15 protein-coding genes are annotated in these 20796 nt (G+C 54.9%); 6 read left to right on the forward strand and 9 right to left on the reverse strand.

The features are described 5' to 3' along the window. The 4 genes from mtgA to HB631_RS09315 form a co-directional block, all read right to left on the reverse strand. Positions 1–735 (reverse strand): monofunctional biosynthetic peptidoglycan transglycosylase, encoded by a 735-nt coding sequence (mtgA, locus tag HB631_RS09300; protein WP_213990858.1) that lies wholly within the window; start codon positions 733–735, stop codon positions 1–3. Then, a complete protein-coding gene (gene elbB, locus HB631_RS09305; RefSeq protein WP_213990859.1) occupies positions 732–1391 on the reverse strand; it encodes an isoprenoid biosynthesis glyoxalase ElbB in 660 nt (219 codons plus the stop codon). The genes mtgA and elbB overlap by 4 nt, the downstream gene beginning before the upstream one ends. A gap of 235 nt (positions 1392–1626) precedes the next feature. Continuing rightward, complete coding sequence (gene arcB, locus HB631_RS09310; protein WP_213990860.1) at positions 1627–3963, reverse strand: aerobic respiration two-component sensor histidine kinase ArcB; 2337 nt, start codon at positions 3961–3963, stop codon at positions 1627–1629. A 148-nt stretch (positions 3964–4111) separates the two neighbouring features. Then, the gene (locus tag HB631_RS09315; RefSeq protein WP_213990861.1) at positions 4112–5050 is read right to left on the reverse strand and encodes a TIGR01212 family radical SAM protein; all 939 of its coding nucleotides are present in this window, start codon (positions 5048–5050) and stop codon (positions 4112–4114) included. 693 nt (positions 5051–5743) lie between these two features. Between HB631_RS09315 and gltB the strand changes: the two genes are divergently transcribed. Together gltB and HB631_RS09325 are read left to right on the forward strand one after the other, a co-directional pair. Next, entirely contained in the window at positions 5744–10204 is a 4461-nt protein-coding gene (gene gltB, locus HB631_RS09320) for a glutamate synthase large subunit (RefSeq protein ID WP_213990954.1), read from the forward strand. Between the two features lie 10 nt (positions 10205–10214). Beyond that, positions 10215–11633, forward strand: a complete 1419-nt coding sequence (locus HB631_RS09325; protein WP_213990862.1) for a glutamate synthase small subunit — start codon at positions 10215–10217, stop codon at positions 11631–11633. Between the two features lie 116 nt (positions 11634–11749). Here the strand turns inward: HB631_RS09325 and sspB are convergent, their stop codons facing one another. From sspB to zapE, 5 genes are all read right to left on the reverse strand, one after another. Beyond that, positions 11750–12253: a ClpXP protease specificity-enhancing factor gene (sspB, locus tag HB631_RS09330; protein WP_213990863.1), complete on the reverse strand. Its 504-nt coding sequence runs from the start codon at positions 12251–12253 to the stop codon at positions 11750–11752. Between the two features lie 4 nt (positions 12254–12257). Continuing rightward, a complete protein-coding gene (gene sspA, locus HB631_RS09335) occupies positions 12258–12899 on the reverse strand; it encodes a stringent starvation protein SspA (protein ID WP_132923553.1) in 642 nt (213 codons plus the stop codon). Positions 12900–13226: 327 nt separating this feature from the next. Continuing rightward, the gene (gene rpsI, locus HB631_RS09340; protein WP_213990864.1) at positions 13227–13619 is read right to left on the reverse strand and encodes a 30S ribosomal protein S9; all 393 of its coding nucleotides are present in this window, start codon (positions 13617–13619) and stop codon (positions 13227–13229) included. A 15-nt stretch (positions 13620–13634) separates the two neighbouring features. After that, positions 13635–14063 (reverse strand): 50S ribosomal protein L13, encoded by a 429-nt coding sequence (gene rplM, locus HB631_RS09345; protein ID WP_213990865.1) that lies wholly within the window; start codon positions 14061–14063, stop codon positions 13635–13637. A gap of 381 nt (positions 14064–14444) precedes the next feature. Further along, a complete protein-coding gene (zapE, locus tag HB631_RS09350) occupies positions 14445–15572 on the reverse strand; it encodes a cell division protein ZapE (RefSeq protein WP_213990866.1) in 1128 nt (375 codons plus the stop codon). 434 nt (positions 15573–16006) lie between these two features. Here zapE and zapG point away from each other — a divergent pair, with 434 nt between their 5' ends. The 4 genes from zapG to HB631_RS09370 all read left to right on the forward strand — a co-directional run bounded on the left by zapG (position 16007) and on the right by HB631_RS09370 (position 20663). After that, positions 16007–16411: a Z-ring associated protein ZapG gene (zapG, locus tag HB631_RS09355; protein WP_213990867.1), complete on the forward strand. Its 405-nt coding sequence runs from the start codon at positions 16007–16009 to the stop codon at positions 16409–16411. Between the two features lie 168 nt (positions 16412–16579). Beyond that, positions 16580–17956 carry a serine endoprotease DegQ gene (degQ, locus tag HB631_RS09360; RefSeq protein WP_213990868.1) on the forward strand — a complete coding sequence of 459 codons (1377 nt, stop codon included), beginning with the start codon at positions 16580–16582 and terminating at the stop codon, positions 17954–17956. Between the two features lie 94 nt (positions 17957–18050). Then, a complete protein-coding gene (gene degS, locus HB631_RS09365; protein ID WP_213990869.1) occupies positions 18051–19118 on the forward strand; it encodes an outer membrane-stress sensor serine endopeptidase DegS in 1068 nt (355 codons plus the stop codon). Positions 19119–19502: 384 nt separating this feature from the next. Beyond that, the gene (locus tag HB631_RS09370; protein ID WP_213990870.1) at positions 19503–20663 is read left to right on the forward strand and encodes a hypothetical protein; all 1161 of its coding nucleotides are present in this window, start codon (positions 19503–19505) and stop codon (positions 20661–20663) included. Positions 20664–20796 lie beyond the last annotated feature (133 nt).

A 20796-nucleotide genomic window follows, 5' to 3' on the forward strand; every position in this document is an offset into this window, starting at 1 on the left:
CTACTGAAGATGGTTTTCCCGCAGGAATTGATCCCCGCCCATTTGGCGCATCTGCCGCAATATCCACTGCTGACGCATCTGCACATAGCGTGAGGGCGCCTCGGCGCGAAAATGCAGCGGGTTGGGTAATACCGCCGCCAGCAGTGCCGCTTCCGACGGCGTCAGGCGGGCGGCGGGCTTATGAAAATAGCGCTGCGCCGCGGCCTCGACGCCAAAGGTGCCGCGACCGAATTCCGCCACATTCAAATACACCGTCAAAATACGCCGTTTGGTCCAGACCGTTTCCATCGCCAGGGTTAAACCGGCCTCCAGGCCTTTTCTGAAGTAGCTGCGCCCTTCCCATAACAACAGATTTTTCGCCGTTTGCTGTGACAGGGTGGAAGCGCCGCGAATGCGTTCACTGCGCTGATTGTGCGCGGCGGCGGCCTGTATGGCCTCAAGGTCAAACCCCCAATGCCAGGGAAATTTTTGATCTTCCGCCGCAATCACCGCCAGCGCCATGGAGGGGGCAATATTATCCATCGCCACCCAACGGGAGTGGGCCACATAACCGCCGTCGCCGTGCAGCCAGGCCCCCACCTGGCGCTCCACCATCACCGCCGAGAAAGGCACCGGCAAGAAGGCGAACAGCAATATGGCCGCCACCCAGACAGCGATAATGGCCCCGCAGCCTATCAGCAGCCACCGTGCCGACCGGCGAAGAAGTCCATAACCCTCGCCGGACCGAAACTTCATTCGCACAATGCCAGCACCCGAGACACCAGTTTATCGATACCTTTGGCCAGTTCGACGAGGGAAGTGGCCAACATATATCCCGGAGTGGTGACGACTTTGTTTTCAGCATCCACCACGATATCGTCCACCGGACAAACCACATGGGAAGCGCCCATATCCTCAATCATCTCCGCCGTATCGCTGTCAGTGCCGACGGTTAACCTCAGGGGTTCGGCGGTATCGATGAGTTTCGGCAATAATGCCGGAGCGATGCAAATAAAACCAATTGCTTTATTTTGCTTATGTATTTGCCGGGTAAGCTGTCGTAAATCGGCATCAACTTCCCCCTCGATTCCCCTTAAGGCAATGTCGCTAAGGTTGCGCACGGCACCAAAACCGCCGGGCACAATCAGGGCATCGAGCTTATCCGCGTTCGCCGCCGACAGGGGGTGAATTTGTCCCCTGGTAAGGCGCGCGGACTCCACCAGCATGTTGCGTTTCTCCGCTGCTTCTTTGCCTGAAAGATGATTTATTACAATAGGTTGCATCTTATCCGGCGCAAAACAAATGACCTCGACGCCCGCCCGCTCCAAGGCCAGTAACGTCAGTACGGTTTCATGTATTTCGCTGCCGTCATACACCCCACAGCCGCTCAAAACGAGGCCCACGCATTTCATAGAAATCTCTCTTCTGTCATCTCGGTCAAAATCTTATTTCTATTGACAAAGTCTATTCTACATCCCAAATTTTAATGGTTCTTGTAACATTATCTCGTTCTTTTGCTATGTTAATTACTACCGCGTAATGAATTTTAGTAACTTGCCAACCAAGAACGCCCGATAAATAAACAGTGGCGAGAATCAGTTTCCCTGGTGTTGGCGCTATATTCGCGCACCCCGGCTAACGTCGGGGTCATTTTTTACCCGCTTCCTGTGTCCAATCCCGCAGTATCCGCACATCTTTCGGCCATTCCTGATGCAAATCATCTACCCAGCCCTGCACGTTATCCCACCACCCGGGCAATTCTGGCGACTGTATCTGTTGCGCCAGCCGCTGTAGATGCAATAAACCGATGGAACCGGCGGCGCCTTTAATTTTGTGCCCTTCCTCGGCAATACCGTGTTGATCCCGGGCGGCCATGACGGCGTCAAGGGCCGCCATATATTCCGGCATCATCTTCTCGAACATCTCCAGGCTTTGATTGATAAGCGATGGACCCACCAAATCCAGGTATTGTTCAAGCATGGTGGTGTCCAGGATGACAGGATCCTCATGTTCCGGCGCCGGTTCATCACCCTCATCGTGGGAAGCCTTATCCGGCTGGTCCCAGAATTTCTTGATCATGGCGGTGAGGGCTGAAACCGACAGCGGTTTGCTCAGCACATCGTCCATGCCGGCATCCAGATACTCTTTTTTATCTTTCAGCACATTGGCGGTGAGGGCGATTAACGGCGGCAAATGCCGTTCGCTGTAACGCTTGCGCAGCTGACGCGAAATATCCAGGCCGGTCATATCCGGCAACTGGATATCCAGCAACACCAGGTCGTATTCGTCCGGATCAAACATGGTCAACGCATCGTGGCCGTTCATGGCGACATCCACGCTGCTGCCCAGCTTTTCCAGTACCGAGCGCGCCACCACCACGTTGAGTTCGATATCTTCCACCAACAGGACATTAAGCGCCGGCAATGGCAGTTCATCCTCTTCATTTCCTTCGGCGGGAGCCACCTCCGGCGCGACAATGGACAAGCTGAAACAAGAACCCTCACCCCGCCGGCTTTTCACCTGGATATCGCCGCCCATGGCCTGCGCCAGGCGTTTTGACACCGCCAAACCGATACCGGTGCCGGTGGCGGGTTTGCCCCCCTGCTGGTCTTTGACCTGGTAGTACATGGCAAAAATTTTATCCTGTTCTTCCTCCGGAATACCGATGCCGGAATCCTGTACGTCAAAATACAGCATATCCGCGTCTTCCCGATGGATGCGGATAATGATTTTCCCCTGCTGGGTGAATTTCACCGCATTGCCGATAAGATTCCACAGGATTTGCCGCAATCGGGTACCGTCGGCGATAATATTGCGCGGCAGCGGTTCCCGGGTTTCCATCACCAGCTTCAGTCCTTTGGGCTGTACCAGCAGACCGGAGAGATTCTCCAAATCCACCAGGAAGGCGGTGAAGTCCAGCGGTTGATTATCCAGCTGGACGTGGCGGCGCTCCAGTTTGTCCATTTCGATTATATCGTTGAAAATATTGCCCAGCGTAATGGCGCTGACGTGAACGGTTTTCAAATAGTTGAGCTGTTCTTTGTTGAGGTCGGTATCCAGCAGGATGCGACTTAACCCGACAATGCCGTTAAGGGGCGTACGCAGCTCGTGGCTGATAGTTGAAATGAAGGTGGTCTTCTCCCTACTGGCGTTCTCCAGCGCGTCCTGGTAGCGCTTACGCTCGGTTATATCGCGGCCAAAACCCATAAGCCCGTGCCGTTTGCCTACGCGGTCGTAAAACGGCACCTTGCGCAGTTCGAAACAGGCCCGTCGTCCGTCTGGATAGGTCAGCCATTGTTCGTAGGTCAGCGAGACGTTGTGGCGGAAGACCTTTTCGTCGGTTTCAATCACTTTGTCGGCGATTTCCGGTCCATAGACATCCTTGGGCGTCAGGCCTATCAACTGCTTCTCGCTTTTGCCCACCAGCAGTTCCATCGCCCGGTTACAGCCGGAGAATTCCTTATTTTCGTTGCGGTAATACACCAGGTCGGGGGAAGCGTCCAAAAAAGAACGCAGCAGGGAGGATTGCTGTTCAAGTTCGATTTGCGCCTGTTCGCGCCGCGCCATTTCTTCGGTGAGCTTTTTCATGGCGCCCTGGCGGGCGTCTTCGGCTTTTTCGCGATCGGCGATTTCCTGGTTTAAATGAGCGATGTTGTCCTGCAATTGCTGATTGAGCAGTAGATCGCGGTTGCGCATCTCTTCCAGTTTATCCACCAGCCGGGCCAGCCGCTGACGCGATTCTTCAAGCTGTTCCACCACCACCGAGAGGAAATAGACCGCCCAGGGAGTAATCAGCAGACCGAAAAAGATTGATCGCACCACATCGATGCTTTCCACTTCGCCGCGCAATAGCATCGTCACGGCCATCTGCACAATCATCGCCAGCACCACCAGCGCCGAGGCCAGCAGGAGCGAGAAACGCACTAACCCCAATTTCACCATCAAATCGACGTAATATTGCGCCAGCAGGCGGATTTGCTTCATAACCGTTTCCTTAAGTAGCATTGCGGTCAATGATACCCCAAAAAACAGTTTTTTAGCCAAATCCGCGGCATGTCATTGCCTGGGAAGAAAGAACATCGAGGTTTATGATAAGCGCGGCTTACCCGGCTGGGTGTGCAGGCAAACTTAATCAGAGTCGGTAAGGCGGGACAGGATGATAAGGTGTGCCGAGGGCGGCGCCCTGGGAACCATTGGCCAGCAGGTCTTGATAGATGGCATTCATGCCGGTAAACGTGTTTTCGCACCATAACGGTGCAAGCAGCGTCGGCCGGCGGGCGCTGGCGCTGATCCGGTGAAACAGCACCTCCGGCGGCGTGCGGCGAATAAGTTCGCCGGCCAGGGCGGTATATTGTTCAAGCGTCAGCACCGGTAATCGGTCCGCCCGCCAAGCGGCCGCCATGGTGCTGCCTTCCACCACCAGCAGCGGATGCAGCTTCAGTCCGTCAACCCCGGCGGCCAGCACCTTTTCCAGGGTATCCCGATTGTGGGTAACGTCCTCACCCGGTAAACCGACGATCAAATGGGTGCACACCTGCAAACCCCGTTGCCGCGCCAGGACGGCGGTTCGCTGATAGCAGGCGAAATCGTGACCGCGATTAATCCGGTGCAGAGTTTTATCCTGTGCGCTTTGCAACCCTAATTCCAGCCAGACTTCATAGCCCTGTTGCCGGTAATCCGCCAGTAAATCCAGTACCGCCGGCGGGACGCAGTCGGGACGCGTGCCGATACATATACCGACGATATCCGCCTGCGCCAATGCCTCCCGGTAGAGCCGATCGAGTTCCCGCACTTCTGCATAAGTACTGGTATAGGCCTGGAAGTAAGCCAGATAGCATTTTGCCCGATCAACGCGGGTTATCTGTCCGGCGAACTGCTCGGCGACGCTCTGGAATTGCCGATCCTCATCGGCAAACGAGGCAACATTGCAAAAAGTACAGCCGCCCCGGCCCAGGGTCCCGTCACGGTTGGGACAGCTAAACCCGCCATGCAGCGAGAGTTTATAGACCTTCTGTCCGTATCGGCGCAAAAGATCTCCGCCAAACATATTGACTACTTGCGGCAACTGCATATTCTTTACATCCGATTCGGATAGGGCCGCTTATGCTAACTGAATTATCCTCTTGGCATGATGATGCTGATCAAATCCTATTGACGCCTTTAGTTTTAAAGCATAATTATGCATTAATGATGAGAAAAAAATCATACGCACTATGATTAATATTTCTTATTTAAGCCCGGTGGCTCATTCAAATAGTCACTAAGTTGTAAAAACAGAGACAAAAGTCGTAGAAATTCTCCATATCAGCATATCCTGCTGGTAAAGGTGTCCGCCCTAGCATGGTGCAGAGATTCAAGGGCTGCACTATAGTGCGACAGCGCATCACCCATAGGCGCTGATTTGCTGGGATAATGGTTATTAATTATCTATTAATTTATTTTTGATCAATCAGTTAATAGAGTTTTACTCCTAACCGGGGCGGTGGGTAGGCATATTTGACCTGCGTGGTGTTTCTCGTTAATTTGGAAGACCGCTGGAAGAATTCCGGAGGGGCTGACGACGCGTCATAATTATGCAGTTAATGAGACTCCTTCTTAAAGCAAGTCGTTTATCATGAGTAAGACCGCCACGATAAGGTTTTTCGCGGAGCGGGCCGGCGGGAAAACAACGTGTTAACGCGTTTGACCCGTTGCCGCTCAATATCGATGCGCCTGTTCGCAGTAGGTTGTAAGAGTCACCTGGAGCCTGGGGAGGTCCATGAATATGTTGTACGATGAATCCCAAGTAAAAGACAACTGCGGCTTCGGCCTGATTGCCCATATCGAAGGCGAGCCCAGCCATAAAGTGGTGCGTACCGCAATTCATGCGCTGGCCCGAATGCAGCATCGCGGCGCGATCCTGGCCGACGGCAAGACCGGCGACGGCTGCGGCCTCCTGTTGCAAAAACCGGATCGGTTTTATCGCATGGTGGCGCAAGAGCGCGGCTGGCGATTGGCGAAGAACTATGCGGTGGGCATGATTTTCCTCAGTCAGGATGAAGAGGAAGCCCGCGCCAGCCGGCAGATAATGGAAGAGGAACTGCAAAACGAAACGCTGTCCATCATCGGCTGGCGCGAAGTTCCCATCAACCCGGATGTGCTGGGTGACATCGCCCTCTCCTCGCTGCCGCGCATTGAGCAGATTTTCGTTAACGCCCCGGCCGGCTGGCGCGATCGCGATATGGAGCGCCGCCTGTACGTGGCGCGCCGCCGCGTCGAAAAGCGTGTGACCGACAGCAGCTTTTATGTATGCAGCCTCTCTAACCTGGTGACCATTTATAAAGGTCTGTGCATGCCGGCGGATCTGCCGCGCTTTTACCTGGACCTGGCGGATCTGCGGCTGGAGTCGGCTATCTGCCTGTTCCACCAGCGCTTCTCCACCAATACCGTGCCGCGTTGGCCGCTGGCCCAACCCTTTCGCTATCTGGCCCACAACGGCGAGATCAACACCATCACCGGTAACCGCCAATGGGCGCGGGCCCGTGCTTATAAGCTGAAAACCCCCCTGATACCGGATTTGCAGGACGCCGCCCCGTTCGTCAACGAAACCGGCTCGGACTCCAGTTCCCTGGACAATATGCTGGAATTGTTCCTCAGCGGCGGCATGGACCTGATTCGCGCCATGCGTTTGCTGGTGCCGCCGGCCTGGCAGAACAACCCGAACATGGATCCGGAACTGCGCGCCTTTTTCGATTTCAACTCCATGCATATGGAGCCGTGGGACGGACCGGCCGGCCTGGTGATGTCCGACGGCCGTTTCGCCGCTTGCAACCTGGATCGCAATGGCCTGCGTCCGGCGCGTTATGTCATCACTACCGACAAGCTGATCACCTGCGCCTCCGAAGTGGGGATATGGGATTACCAACCGGACGAAGTGGTGGAAAAAGGCCGCGTCGGCCCCGGCGAGCTGATGGTTATCGATACCCGCAACGGCCGTATTCTGCATTCGGCGGAAACCGATGACGATCTGAAAAGCCGCCATCCCTATAAAGAATGGATGGAAAAGAATGTCCGGCGCCTGACGCCGTTTGAAGAACTCTCCGACGAGCTGGTGGGTCATCGCGAGCTGGACGATAGCCGGCTCGCCAGTTATCAAAAGCAGTTCGGCTATTCTAATGAAGAGCTGGATTCCATATTGCGCGTGCTGGGTGAAAACGGCCAGGAAGCCACCGGCTCGATGGGGGATGATACGCCGTTCGCCGTGCTGTCCAGCCGGCCCAGGGTGATTTACGAGTACTTCCGCCAGCAATTCGCCCAGGTAACCAACCCGCCCATCGATTCCCTGCGCGAAGCCCATGTCATGTCGCTGGCCACCTGTATCGGCCGGGAAATGAACGTGTTTTGCGAAGCGGAGGGCCAGGCATATCGGCTGGCCTTTAAATCGCCGATCCTGCTCTATTCCGACTTTACCCAGCTCACTACCCAGGAAGAGAGCCATTATCGCGCCGACACGCTGGATATCACCTACGATCCGACGCAGCAGAATATGCAGCAAACCCTGCTGGCAATGTGTGATGAGGCGGAAGAAAAGGTCCGTCTGGGCACGGTATTGCTGGTGCTTAGCGACCGGCGGATTTCCCCGGCCCGGCTGCCGGTACCGGCGCCGATGGCGGTGGGGGCCATACATACCCGTCTGGTGGAAAAGAACCTGCGCTGCGACGCCAATCTTATCGTTGAAACCGCCAGCGCCCGCGATCCCCATCATTTCGCGGTACTGATTGGTTTCGGCGCCACCGCTATCTACCCCTATCTGGCCTATGAAACCCTGGCGGCCATGATAGACAACGGCACCCTTGAAAAAGATTACCGTACCGTGATGCTGAATTATCGCAACGGCATCAATAAAGGCCTGTACAAAATCATGTCCAAAATGGGCATCTCCACCGTGGCGTCATACCGCTGTTCAAAGCTGTTCGAGGCGGTGGGTTTGCATCGCGAGGTGACCGATCTGTGTTTCCAGGGTGTGGTAAGTCGTATCGGCGGCGCAGGCTTCAGCGATTTCGAACAGGATTTGCTGAATCTGTCCAAACGCGCCTGGCTGAAACGTAAACCGCTGGATCAGGGCGGCCTGCTGAAGTATGTCCACGGCGGCGAATATCACGCTTACAATCCCGATGTGGTGAAAGCGCTGCAAAAAGCGGTGCGAAGCGGCCAGTACAGTGAATATCAGGAATATGCCAAGCTGGTGAATGAACGCCCCATAGCCATGCTGCGCGATCTGCTGGCCATCAAGCCCAACGGCCAGGCGGTTACCCTCGACCAGGTGGAACCGGCGGAAAATCTGTATAAACGCTTCGATACCGCCGCCATGTCCATCGGCGCATTGAGTCCGGAGGCCCATGAATCCCTGGCGTTGGCCATGAACGGTATGGGCGGTTTCTCCAACTCCGGCGAGGGTGGAGAAGACCCGGCCCGCTACGGCACCAACAAGGTATCGCGGATCAAACAGGTGGCTTCGGGGCGTTTCGGCGTGACCCCGGCCTATCTGGCCAGTGCCGATGTTATACAGATCAAGGTGGCCCAGGGCGCCAAGCCCGGCGAAGGCGGCCAGCTGCCCGGCGACAAGGTGACGCCTTATATTGCCCGCCTGCGCTACTCGGTGCCCGGCGTCACGCTGATTTCACCACCGCCCCATCACGATATCTACTCCATCGAAGACCTGGCGCAGCTGATTTTCGATTTGAAGCAGGTGAACCCGAAAGCCCTGGTATCGGTAAAACTGGTTTCCGAACCCGGTGTCGGCACCATCGCCACCGGCGTGGCGAAGGCCTATGCCGATTTGATCACCATCGCCGGCTACGACGGCGGCACCGGAGCCAGCCCGCTCTCCTCGGTAAAATATGCCGGCTGTCCGTGGGAACTGGGTCTGGTGGAAACGCAGCAGGCCTTGGTGGCCAATGGTCTGCGCCATAAAATCCGCCTGCAGGTGGACGGCGGCTTGAAGACCGGGCAGGACATCATCAAAGCGGCGATTCTCGGCGCGGAAAGCTTCGGTTTCGGCACCGGCCCGATGGTGGCGCTGGGCTGTAAATATCTGCGCATCTGCCATCTGAATAACTGCGCCACCGGCGTGGCGACCCAGGACGAAAAGCTGCGGCGCGATCACTATCGCGGCCTGCCGGAGTTGGTGACCAACTACTTCCATTTCATTGCGCAGGAAACCCGCGAAATGATGGCGGAGCTGGGGGTGACCCGACTGGTAGACCTTATAGGCCGCACCGATTTGCTGCATGAACTGGACGGTATCTCCGCCCGGCAGCATAAACTGGATTTGTCGCCGCTGCTGCAAACCGCACAGCCGCATCCCGGCAAGGCGCTTTATTGCACCGAGAGCAGCAATCCGCCGTTTGATAAAGGCTTAATGAATAAAACTCTGCTGGAGCAGGCCATGCCCCACGTGGAAACCCGGCAGAGCAAGACCTTTTATTACGATATTCACAATACCGATCGTTCGGTGGGTGCCACGCTATCCGGCGCCATCGCCGCGCTGCATGGCGATCAGGGATTGGCCGCCGATCCCATCAAGGCCTATTTTACCGGGACAGCCGGCCAGAGCTTCGGCGTATGGAATGCCGGCGGCGTGGAACTGACCCTTACCGGCGATGCCAACGACTATGTGGGTAAAGGCATGGCCGGCGGCAGCATCGTGATTCGCCCGCCGGTGGGTTCGGCGTTCCGCAGTCACGAGGCGACGATTATCGGTAATACCTGCCTGTACGGCGCCACCGGCGGCAAACTGTTCGCCGCCGGACGGGCCGGGGAACGCTTTGCCGTGCGTAATTCCGGCGCGATTACCGTGGTGGAAGGCATCGGCGACAACGGTTGTGAATATATGACCGGCGGGATTGTCTGTGTGCTGGGGCGCACCGGCGTGAACTTCGGCGCCGGCATGACCGGCGGATTCGCTTATGTGCTCGATGAGACCGGCGAGTTCCGTAAACGGGTCAATACCGAGCTGGTTGAAGTGTTGGACGTTGATCAACTGGCTATCCATGAAGAGCATTTGCGCGGCCTGATTACCGAACATGTGCACTTGACGGGGTCGCACCGCGGGGAAGAGATCCTGGCGGATTGGCCGGCCTGGGCCTCCAGGTTCACCCTGGTAAAACCAAAATCAAGTGATGTGAAAGCGTTGCTGGGTCACCGTAGCCGTTCCGCAGCGGAACTACGCGTACAAGCGCAGTAAGAGGTTAATAATGAGTCAAAATGTTTATCAATTTATCGACTTGCAGCGTGTTGATCCGCCGAAAAAGCCGCTGAAGATTCGAAAAATTGAGTTTGTGGAAATCTACGAACCCTTCTCCGACTCGCAGACCAAAGCGCAGGCGGATCGGTGCATCTCCTGCGGCAACCCTTATTGCGAATGGAAGTGCCCGGTTCATAATTATATTCCGAACTGGCTGAAGCTGGCTAACGAAGGTCGGATTATCGAAGCGGCGGAGCTGTCGCACCAGACCAACAGCCTGCCGGAGGTGTGCGGTCGCGTGTGTCCCCAGGATCGCCTGTGTGAAGGGTCCTGTACCTTGAATGATGAGTTCGGCGCCGTCACCATCGGCAATATCGAACGTTACATCAACGATAAAGCCATTGAGATGGGCTGGAAGCCCAGCGTCGGCGACGTGGCGTCCACCGGCAAGCGGGTGGCGATTATCGGCGCCGGTCCCGCGGGTCTTGCCTGCGCTGATGTTTTGATCCGCAACGGCGTGCAGGCGGTGGTGTTCGATCGTCATCCGGAAATCGGCGGCTTGCTGACCTTCGGTATTCCGTCGTTCAAGCTGGAAAAAGAGGTGATGATCAAGCGGCGGGAAATTTTCAGCGAAATGGGTATCGAGTTTCGTCTGAATACCGAGATTGGCCAAGATATTATGCTAAGCGATTTGCTGGGTGAATTCGACGCGGTATTCCTCGGCGTCGGCACCTATCAATCCATGCGAGGCGGCCTGGAGAATGAAGATGCTCCCGGCGTGGTGGACGCGCTGCCGTTTTTGATAGCCAATACCAAACGGCTGATGGGCTTTGAAAATCCCCCCGCCGCACCTTATGTTTCCATGGAAGGCAAGCGGGTGGTGGTGCTCGGCGGCGGCGATACCGCCATGGACTGCGTGCGGACCGCTATCCGCCAGGGCGCATCCAGCGTGATCTGCGCTTACCGCCGCGATGAGGCCAATATGCCCGGTTCTCGCCGCGAGGTGAAGAACTCCCGCGAGGAAGGGGTTGAATTTATGTTCAATCTGCAGCCGGTGAGCATTGAAATCGACGGCGCCGGGCAGGTATGCGGCGTCAAAATGGTGCGTACCGAAATGGGCGAGCCCGATGCCCATGGCCGGCGCCGTGCGGAAATCATCGCCGGTTCGGAGCATGTGCTGGCGGCGGATACGGTCGTACTGGCGTTTGGTTTTCGCCCGCACTCTATGTCCTGGCTGGCGGATTTCAGCGTGGAGCTCGACGGACAGGGGCGGATTATTGCGCCGGAAGAGAGCGAATCCGCCTTCCAGACCAGCAATCCGAAAATCTTTGCCGGCGGCGATGCGGTACGGGGTTCCGATCTGGTGGTCACGGCGATTGCCGAAGGCCGCAAGGCCGCCGACGGCATCATGAATTATCTCGAGGTTTGAGCCTTATTGTCCCGCCCGAACGGGCGGGAATATCTGTGCTAAACGTTTGTTCAATGACCTGTCATTACGTGCGTCAAACGCTTATGCCACCACGCGCGCAATGACGCGCGCTATAACTATTTAACCACGCGTAATGACGGACGGCCACCGCGGGGCGGAGTGGGCGGTTCATCATCGTCCGGACGGGTATCGTCCTGGCTATTATCGGGGCGATCGCCGTCGATAATGGACATGATCGTTTCCGGGCTGTTATCCGGGGCCGAGGCGCCCTCTTCAGCGCTGTATTGTTCATAACCGACTTCCGGCTCAAACATGGTGCCGGCGCCGTTTTCACGGGCGTAAATCGCCAGTACCGCCGCCATGGGCACGCTGACCTGGCGCGGTATGCCGCCGAAGCGCGCATTGAAACTCACCACATCGTTGGTCATTTCCAGCGAAGCTACCGCGCGCGGCGCGATATTCAGCACAATTTGACCGTCACGGGCAAATTCCATCGGCACAGAAACGCCGTCAACGGTAACATCCACCACCACATGCGGCGTCAGCTCGTTATCCAGCAGCCAATCATAGAAGGCCCGCAGCAGATAGGGGCGACGTGGGGAAAGTTGGGAGACTTCCATACCGCTAACCCCGGGTTTGCAGGCGCATTTCGCGCTCGGCTTCAGTGAGGGAGGCCAGAAAGGCGTCGCGTTCGAATACCCGCGTCATATAGCCTTTCAACTCTTTGGCGCCGGCACCCGCCAGTTCGATACCCATTTGCGGCAAACGCCACAGCAGCGGGGCCAGGTAGCAATCCACCAGGCTGAACTCTTCACTCATAAAATAGGGCGCCTCGTTGAATACAGGGGCCACCGCCAGCAGCTCTTCGCGCAGTTGACGACGTGCGCTCTCCGCTTCCTGAGCGTTGCCTTGTTCGATTTTACGCATCAGGGAATACCAATCGCTTTCAATGCGATGCATCATCAAACGACTGGTGCCGCGAGCCACCGGATAAACGGGCATCAAGGGCGGATGGGGAAAACGCTCATCCAGATATTCCATGATGATCCGCGATTCATACAGGGTCAGTTCGCGATCGACCAAAGTCGGTACGGTGCGGTAAGGGTTGAGGTCAATCAGGTCCTGGGGCAGATTATCCATTTCTACCTGCTCAATTTCGACACTGACACCTTTTTCCGCCAGTACGATACGTACTTGATGGCTAAAAATGTCGGTCGGGCCGGAAAACAGCGTCATCACCGAACGTTTGTTGGCAGCGACAGCCATGAAAACCTCCAAGTTTATCTAGAAAATACCGCGAATAGCCATACAACCCGGCTACTATCCTGAATTGTTTCATCGATACCCATCGTTACTTAACCGGCGTGCCCGCAACCAACCCTGATTGCAGCATCATGACAAAACATCGGCCAAGTAAAAACAGGCATAAAAGTGTGGAACAGTTTACCAGATTTTTGCGTGTTTAGGGGGATGGAGAGGGCAATTCATGTTGAATAAATGGACGCAATCAGAGATTTGAAGGCAAATCAACGTTTGAGAAATAATAAAGCCCGGACAACGCCGGGCTTCGGTGGCCATAAAAACGGCCGGAAATTAACGCTTGGAGAACTGCGGACGGCGACGTGCTTTACGCAGGCCGACTTTCTTACGTTCAACTTTACGGGCATCACGGGTAACGAAACCTGCTTTGCGCAACTCGCCGCGCAGGGATTCGTCATATTGCATCAGTGCACGGGTGATACCGTGACGGATAGCACCGGCCTGACCGGAAATACCACCACCGGAAACGGTGATGAACAGATCGAACTTTTCAACCACGCCGATCAGTTCCAACGGTTGACGAACCACCATGCGGGCAGTTTCACGACCGAAGTATTGATCCAGGCTACGCTGGTTGATAACGATATTACCGCGACCCGGTTTGATGAAGACCCGTGCGGAAGAGCTTTTGCGGCGACCAGTGCCGTAGTATTGATTTTCAGCCATTGCCTATAATCCCGATTAAATGTCCAGAACTTGCGGTTGCTGAGCCGCGTGGTTGTGCTCGTTGCCCGCGTAAACTTTCAGTTTACGGTACATTGCACGACCCAGCGGGCCTTTTGGCAGCATGCCTTTAACCGCGATTTCAATCACACGCTCAGGATGGCGGGCAATCATCTCTTCAAAGGTCGTTTCTTTGATACCGCCGATGAAACCGGTATGGTGATAATAAATCTTGTCGGTACGCTTTTTGCCGGTGACGGCAACTTTTTCGGCGTTCAACACAATAATGTAATCACCGGTATCAACATGCGGCGTAAATTCCGGTTTATGCTTCCCGCGCAGGCGACTAGCCAGTTCGGTTGCAAGACGACCCAGGGTTTTACCGCTGGCGTCGACAACATACCAGTCGCGTTTAACGGTTTCTGGTTTTGCTGTAAATGTTTTCATTAAAAGCTTACCCAATTTAAGTTACACGTTGGTGAACACCCAAACGTTAAGAGTTATGAGGCTCACACGGCTATCTAGTCCAGCAAACCCACCCCTTCGAGTAGCCGTTGCTGGCGCGATCGAAGTTTTCGGGAAAAAAACTTCTTGTAACGTGGGGTCGCAAGATTATAGAGAAGTCCTGGGCAAAGGTCGACTACTATTTACGGCGCGTGGCGCGCGCTCCCTTTGACGCGCTCGTTGCACGATCGGTGATCGCGGGCCTACCCTGCCATGGGGCGCTCCGCGGCCGACAATGGCCGCTTCGACCCCATTGGCAGGCTCTCCCTTTAACACGCCCGGTTTAAACTCCGGCGATCGCGGGCCTTCCGTGGCATTGGGCGCTCAGGGCTGATGCGGCTCCGCCAGGTACTCTTCGCTCTGCATTTCCCGCAGGCGGGAGAGGCAGCGGCGGAATTCGAACTTCAGCAGATCTCCCCGGTACAGGTCCGCCATCGGAACATCGGCGGCCATCACCAGCTTGACCCGGCGCTCGTAAAATTCATCCACCAGGGCGATAAAGCGTCGGGCGGTGTTCTCCTCCGTGGGGCCCATGGCGTGTACATTGTGCAGTAATACGCTGTGGTAGAGGCGAGAGAAGACGATATAGTCATTTTGGCTGCGGGGGCCGGCGCAAAGGGTGTCGAAATCCAGGGCCACCACGCCCCCCTCGGCGCCAAGGGTGGGCAGCGGGCGATGATTGACCTGGAGCACCGGCGCATTGCCGGAACCTTTGCCCGCCAGCCGGGTGAATATCCGGGCCATGGCGTCGGCGGCTCGCGAGTCGTTGGGCGTCAGGTAAAGATTGGCCTGGGTGAGCGTGCGCAGCCGGTAATCGATACCGGCGTCTACATTCATGACTTCGCAGTGGCGTTTAATCAGTTCAATGGCCGGCAGAAAACGCGAACGCTGCAAACCATTACGGTATAAATCGTCCGGCGGTATATTGGAGGTGGCCACCAGGGTAATGCCCCGGACGAACAGCGCCTGCATCAGCGTGCCCAGCAGCATGGCATCGGTAATGTCCGAGACATGAAATTCATCAAAGCAAAGTATGTCGGTTTGCGCTTTGAAACCGTCGGCAACGGTCTCCAGGGGATTCTCGCGTCCTTGCAGGGCAACCAGCTCTTCATGGACCCGCAGCATAAACCGGTGAAAATGCAGGCGCAGTTTGCGCTCTTCCGGCAGGCTTTGATAAAACAAATCCATCAGCCAGGTTTTGCCGCGCCCCACCCCGCCCCACATATACAATCCCCGCACCGGCGCTGCGCCGGCGGCGGGCTTACCCAATAATTTCTTGCCCAGGCGTCCGAAAATACCGCCGGCATCCGCCGGTGTCTCGGCGCGGCGCGCCAGCAATTGGCGGTGCAGTTGATCCAGCTTACCGATGGCCTCGGCCTGAATAGCATCGGCCTGATACTCCCCTTCCGCCAGCATATGCTGATAAAGGAACAATGGCGATATGTCTTGCATGATGAAGGATGTTCCCGGCTAATGACATAATTTGTATACCCAAGAGCTTTCGAGTTGCAGCAAGGCAGCAAGGCGGCAAGCCCGTGACAAATCTGTCTGGAACAGATTTGAACAGCGCGTGCGCTGGCCCGCAGGGTGAACCTCAGGGATGAGGGTCATAATCCCTAAGAGCTTAGATAGCCTTCCATAACTACGTGACTGGGGTGAGCGGACGCAGCCAACGCAGTTGCAACTTGAAAGATGATGGATATACGCATTTTCCTGCCTGAGACATCCTAAACAGCCCTGCGGCGGAACACAACCCGGCAACAAACAATCGCCCTTTGACGGACATCATGCTAACGGGTTCCACTCCGGCCGGGTAAACGGTTATAGTGGGTGCCATAGAGTCTGAAAAACCCTACGGGACAACGAAGTCAAATATAGGAGTCATTATGACCTGGGAATATGCGCTGATAGGATTAGTCGCAGGTATCATCATCGGTGCGGTCGGAATGCGGTTCGGTAACCGTAAACTACGTCAGCAGCAGACATTGCAGCATGAACTTGAAAAAAGCAAAGCGGAACTGGAAGAATACCGGCAGGAATTGACCGGCCATTTTGCCCGAAGCGCGGAGTTGCTGGATAATATGGCGCACGATTATCGCCAGCTTTATCAGCATATGGCCAAAGGCTCCGATAGCCTGCTGCCGAACCTGCCCGGAGAAAGCAACCCTTTCCATTATCGTTTGACCGAGGCGGAAGCCGATAACGATCAGGTTCCCCCTGGCATGCAGCCGCGGGATTATCCCGAGAGCGCCACCGGTTTGCTGCGCACCACGCGGGAACCGCGTAAATAATTTATCAGATGTCGGCGGGAAAGGTTCGCACCGCTCCGCCGGCGCAACCTTTAGCGGCGTCACTGAACTTTCGCCACGGCCACAGGGTCATAGAGTCATTACGTGGCGTTTTATTAGGATCCTTTATTAATGACGTCGTCCACAGACAGCAAGCGAGTTAATATCTTAATGAAGAAAACCCCCATAATCAGCGCACTGGCACTTTGTATCGGACTCGGTTTAACTCCTTTTATTCCTGCCGAAGCGGCACTCCCCGCCGCTGTACCGGGGCAAACCATGCCAAGCCTGGCCCCCATGCTCGAAAAAGTTCTGCCGGCGGTGGTCAGCGTGCATGTGGAGGGCACCCAGCAGGTACAGCGGCAAAACCTGCCGAAAGAATTCAAATACTTCTTCGGTCCCAACGGGCCGGTTGATCCGCAACAGGGAGATACCCGTCCGTTTGAAGGGCTGGGTTCCGGTGTGATCATCAATGCCGCTAAAGGTTATGTCATTACCAATAACCATGTGGTCAACGGCGCCGATAAAATCAAAGTCCAGTTGAATGACGGCCGCGAATTCGATGCTAAATTGGTGGGCCGCGATGAGCAGACCGATTTGGCGTTACTGCAGCTGCCTAATCCGACAAACCTGACCGAAATCAAAATGGCGGATTCCGACGCGTTGCGGGTTGGGGACTTCGCCGTGGCGGTAGGCAACCCCTTCGGCCTGGGGCAAACCGCCACCTCCGGTATCATCTCGGCACTAGGCCGCAGCGGGCTGAACCTGGAAGGGCTGGAAAACTTCATCCAGACCGATGCCTCTATCAACCGCGGCAACTCCGGCGGCGCGCTGATCAATCTTAACGGCGAGCTTATCGGCATCAATACCGCCATCCTGGCTCCCGGCGGCGGAAATATCGGCATCGGCTTCGCCATTCCCAGCAACATGGTGCAAAACCTGAGCCAGCAGCTGATTGAGTACGGTACGGTCAAACGCGGCCTGCTCGGCATCAAGGGCAGCGAAATGACCGCCGACATGGCAAAGGCTTTCAATATCGACGCACAGCGCGGCGCGTTCGTCAGTGAAGTCTTGCCCGGCTCCGCCGCGGCCAAGGCCGGCATCAAGGCCGGTGATATCATCGTTTCCATTGAAGGTAAACCCATCACCAGTTTCGCCGAGCTGCGGGTGAAGATCGGCACCACCGCACCCGGTAAAGCCGTCAAGATAGGGTTGTTGCGCAGCGGTAAACCGCTGGATGTCACCGTAACATTAGATGACAGCGCTTCCAGTACCACCAGCGCCGAGGTGTTATCACCTTCGCTGCAGGGTGCGTCATTAAGCGACGGTCATCTGAAAGACGGCACCAAGGGCGTCGCGGTGGATGATGTGGTGAAAGATTCCCCCGCCGCGCAAATTGGCCTGCACAATGGCGATGTGATTATCGGCATCAACCGTGAACGAATTGAAAATATCGTCCAGTTACGCAAGGTGCTGGATACCAAACCGCCGGTCATGGCCATGAACATTATCCGTGGCGACGAGAGTATTTTCCTGTTATTGCGTTGATTTGACAAAAAATCGGGTACCGGCACTGCGGTGCCCGATTAACTCATGTTATCCTTCCGCTATTTCCCCCATCCATTATTGATAGTCGGTTCCCATGCTGGTAAAGCTTATACGTGCGGTTATTTTCGGTTTTGTCATAGCGGGCATTTTACTGATTGCGGTGCCTAGGTTGCGTTCAACAACCGGCGCGCTGCTAAGTGGACATTCCAGCGGCAATGACGAAATGCCGATCAGTTTCAATTCGGCGGTCCGGCGCGGCGCTCCCGCTGTGGTAAATGTCTATAACCGCAGCATGAATACCGATTCCCATAACGAGCTGCAAATCCGTACCCTCGGCTCCGGGGTTATCATGAACCAGAAGGGTTATGTGCTTACCAATAAGCATGTGATCAATAACGCCGAGCAGATTATCGTGGCACTGCAGGATGGCCGGGTGTATGAGGCTTTACTGGTGGGCTCAGATAGCCTGACCGATCTGGCGGTGTTGAAAATCGACGCCAACAACCTGCCGGTCATCCCCATCAACCCTGACCGCGCGCCCCATATCGGCGATGTGGTGCTGGCCATCGGCAATCCCTATAACCTGGGCCAGACCGTGACTCAGGGCATTATCAGCGCCACCGGCCGTATCGGCCTCAGCCCGTCCGGACGGCAGAATTTTCTCCAGACCGATGCCTCCATCAATCAAGGCAACTCCGGCGGAGCGCTGATCAACACCCTGGGAGAACTGGTGGGCATCAATACCTTGTCATTCGATAAAAGCAATAACGGCGAGACCCCGGAAGGCATCGGTTTTGCCATTCCCACCGCTCTGGCCACCAAGGTCATGAATAAACTGATCCGCGACGGCAGGGTGATTCGCGGTTATATCGGCATTGGCGGGCGAGAAGTGGCGCCGTTGCATGCCAGCAACGCCAACATGGATCGCATCCAGGGCATTATAGTGAATGAAGTTACCCCCGGCGGCCCGGCGGCGCAGGCCGGTATTCAGATCAATGACGTAATATTGAGCGTCAATAACAAAGCGGCGGTGTCCGCTATTGAAACAATGGATCAGGTTGCGGAAATCAGGCCGGGTTCTGTGATCCCGGTGGTGATTATGCGCAACGGCGCCAAAATGACCTTGCACGTGACGATTCAGGAGTATCCGGCGTCTGAATGAGCCAAGGAAAATAACTATCTTGCCGTTATTGCGCCCGGTAACAGCGGCCCGAATAATGTTTAATCCTTTCTCACCGTGACCTATTTGATGGAGTCACGGCTCTAACCCCTAATAGCCGGCGCTATATTGGGGCTGATAGCGATGATGGCGCGCCCCTCTCCTCAATGTTTAACGGTAATCAAACAGGAAACGGCTTGCCTGCTAGGTTGAATTGACCTTGGGTTATAATCATTGTCCCGAACATCGGGCAATCAATGTCATATAGCGTTTGGTCGATAATACCGGCGCGACCGAATTTCTGACCAGCGCTGTCTTCTATACGGGCTTGGCGCCATTAATCTCTTAAAAATAATTCAAGATAGATATTACTTAGGATCACTCTAAATGAATCCAACTGATCAGGTAGCACCGAATATAACGGTTTCAGATATGAATCATTTTTTAAAAGATACTCAGGCTAATAATAGCGGCAACAAGCGGATATCCGCCCTTTCAGCCGTTAGCAATAGCGGTCAGGAACCTAAGTCCAATATGATATTTACGGGTATCATACCGGAGAAAATCCCGCGGCTTATCGAACAGACAACTCCTCTCGCGGTTCGCCCATCTTTGGCGGAGCCACTCGATATAGACAGGGGTGCATACGGATATATTGACAAAAAAGTTAAATTACAGGAATTCATTTCGAAGACAGTGGAGAAGATAAGCACACCGGAAGACTTTCGCGCTGCGCTTAGGGAAATACAGTACATGTCTCTGGTAGATATGTGTGTGGCGTTGAAAGCGGTCATTGGAGGCATTCTCAATTTCGCCGATCGGAATAATATAGGATCCGCCGTTATCGAGTATGTAGCGTTAGCGCGGTTATATTGCCATCGATGTCCGCCGCTCAGGGATTTAATCGACATCCTGGATGGTGAGAACAATATCGATCAATTAACTAAAAATTTTCGTGAATTTATTTATCATCAGCTCGAGACCGAAAATAATTGCCTCAGGGTTGCCATCAGTTATGGTATCACCGATGAGCCATTACTGCACGATCTCGAGCATCATCTTTTCAATAGGCTATCCAATGAGGAAGTTCAAAAAAGCCTTTCCCCTGAGAAGATTGCCGAGAAATACGGCATTTATGAGTCCAGTGTTCTAGAGTTATTGGAGCACAAGTTTGTTGATTATCGGGCCGGAGTTGAGGTATTAAAGGGAGGAAGTGTGGATGATGTCGCTGTTAAATATAATATAACCTCACCGCCGGGCCGCAAGCGGTTATCTGAATATGACGATATTGCGATAAAAATCAAGGCTGGCGGTAATTGTTTTCAGCTTAGTCAGTTATATGATATTGATCTTCACAATGAAACATCTCGTATTGCTATGGAAGAATTATCTATTAAACATGCAGCAGGAGCAGCGTTGCTTCAGACTGAAGATTGGCGTGGGATAGCCGATAGGTACGGTATCTTAACAAGCAGAAGCCGGAAAAAATTGCGGGAAATCTTCTTTCTGAACGCGCCGTTAAACAAGATCAACATGGCAATGAAATAATGCCAAGAGAAAACCTAATAAGCTATCGCCCCTCTCCTGCAAAAAAAAGAGATGCTAGGGGTCGATTAAAGAATGCATTTCCTCCTCAGGGAACGCTATCGTAAAATGCCATATAAACCGAAGTTAACATGGC

Origin of the sequence: Sodalis sp. dw_96, from assembly GCF_018449575.1 — a bacterium.
GTDB lineage: Bacteria > Pseudomonadota > Gammaproteobacteria > Enterobacterales > Enterobacteriaceae > Acerihabitans.

Bases quoted from the DNA above. Each gene is read 5' to 3' on its own strand.
- rpsI (WP_213990864.1), bottom strand. From the start codon at position 13,619: ATGGCTGAAAATCAATACTACGGCACTGGTCGCCGCAAAAGCTCTTCC.
- degS (WP_213990869.1), top strand. From the start codon at position 18,051: ATGCTGGTAAAGCTTATACGTGCGGTTATTTTCGGTTTTGTCATAGCG.
- mtgA (WP_213990858.1), bottom strand. From the start codon at position 735: ATGAAGTTTCGGTCCGGCGAGGGTTATGGACTTCTTCGCCGGTCGGCA.
- arcB (WP_213990860.1), bottom strand. From the start codon at position 3,963: ATGAAGCAAATCCGCCTGCTGGCGCAATATTACGTCGATTTGATGGTG.
- zapE (WP_213990866.1), bottom strand. From the start codon at position 15,572: ATGCAAGACATATCGCCATTGTTCCTTTATCAGCATATGCTGGCGGAA.
- degQ (WP_213990868.1), top strand. From the start codon at position 16,580: ATGAAGAAAACCCCCATAATCAGCGCACTGGCACTTTGTATCGGACTC.
- HB631_RS09315 (WP_213990861.1), bottom strand. From the start codon at position 5,050: ATGCAGTTGCCGCAAGTAGTCAATATGTTTGGCGGAGATCTTTTGCGC.
- sspA (WP_132923553.1), bottom strand. From the start codon at position 12,899: ATGGCTGTCGCTGCCAACAAACGTTCGGTGATGACGCTGTTTTCCGGC.
- HB631_RS09370 (WP_213990870.1), top strand. From the start codon at position 19,503: ATGAATCCAACTGATCAGGTAGCACCGAATATAACGGTTTCAGATATG.
- zapG (WP_213990867.1), top strand. From the start codon at position 16,007: ATGACCTGGGAATATGCGCTGATAGGATTAGTCGCAGGTATCATCATC.
- gltB (WP_213990954.1), top strand. From the start codon at position 5,744: ATGTTGTACGATGAATCCCAAGTAAAAGACAACTGCGGCTTCGGCCTG.
- sspB (WP_213990863.1), bottom strand. From the start codon at position 12,253: ATGGAAGTCTCCCAACTTTCCCCACGTCGCCCCTATCTGCTGCGGGCC.
- rplM (WP_213990865.1), bottom strand. From the start codon at position 14,063: ATGAAAACATTTACAGCAAAACCAGAAACCGTTAAACGCGACTGGTAT.
- HB631_RS09325 (WP_213990862.1), top strand. From the start codon at position 10,215: ATGAGTCAAAATGTTTATCAATTTATCGACTTGCAGCGTGTTGATCCG.
- elbB (WP_213990859.1), bottom strand. From the start codon at position 1,391: ATGAAATGCGTGGGCCTCGTTTTGAGCGGCTGTGGGGTGTATGACGGC.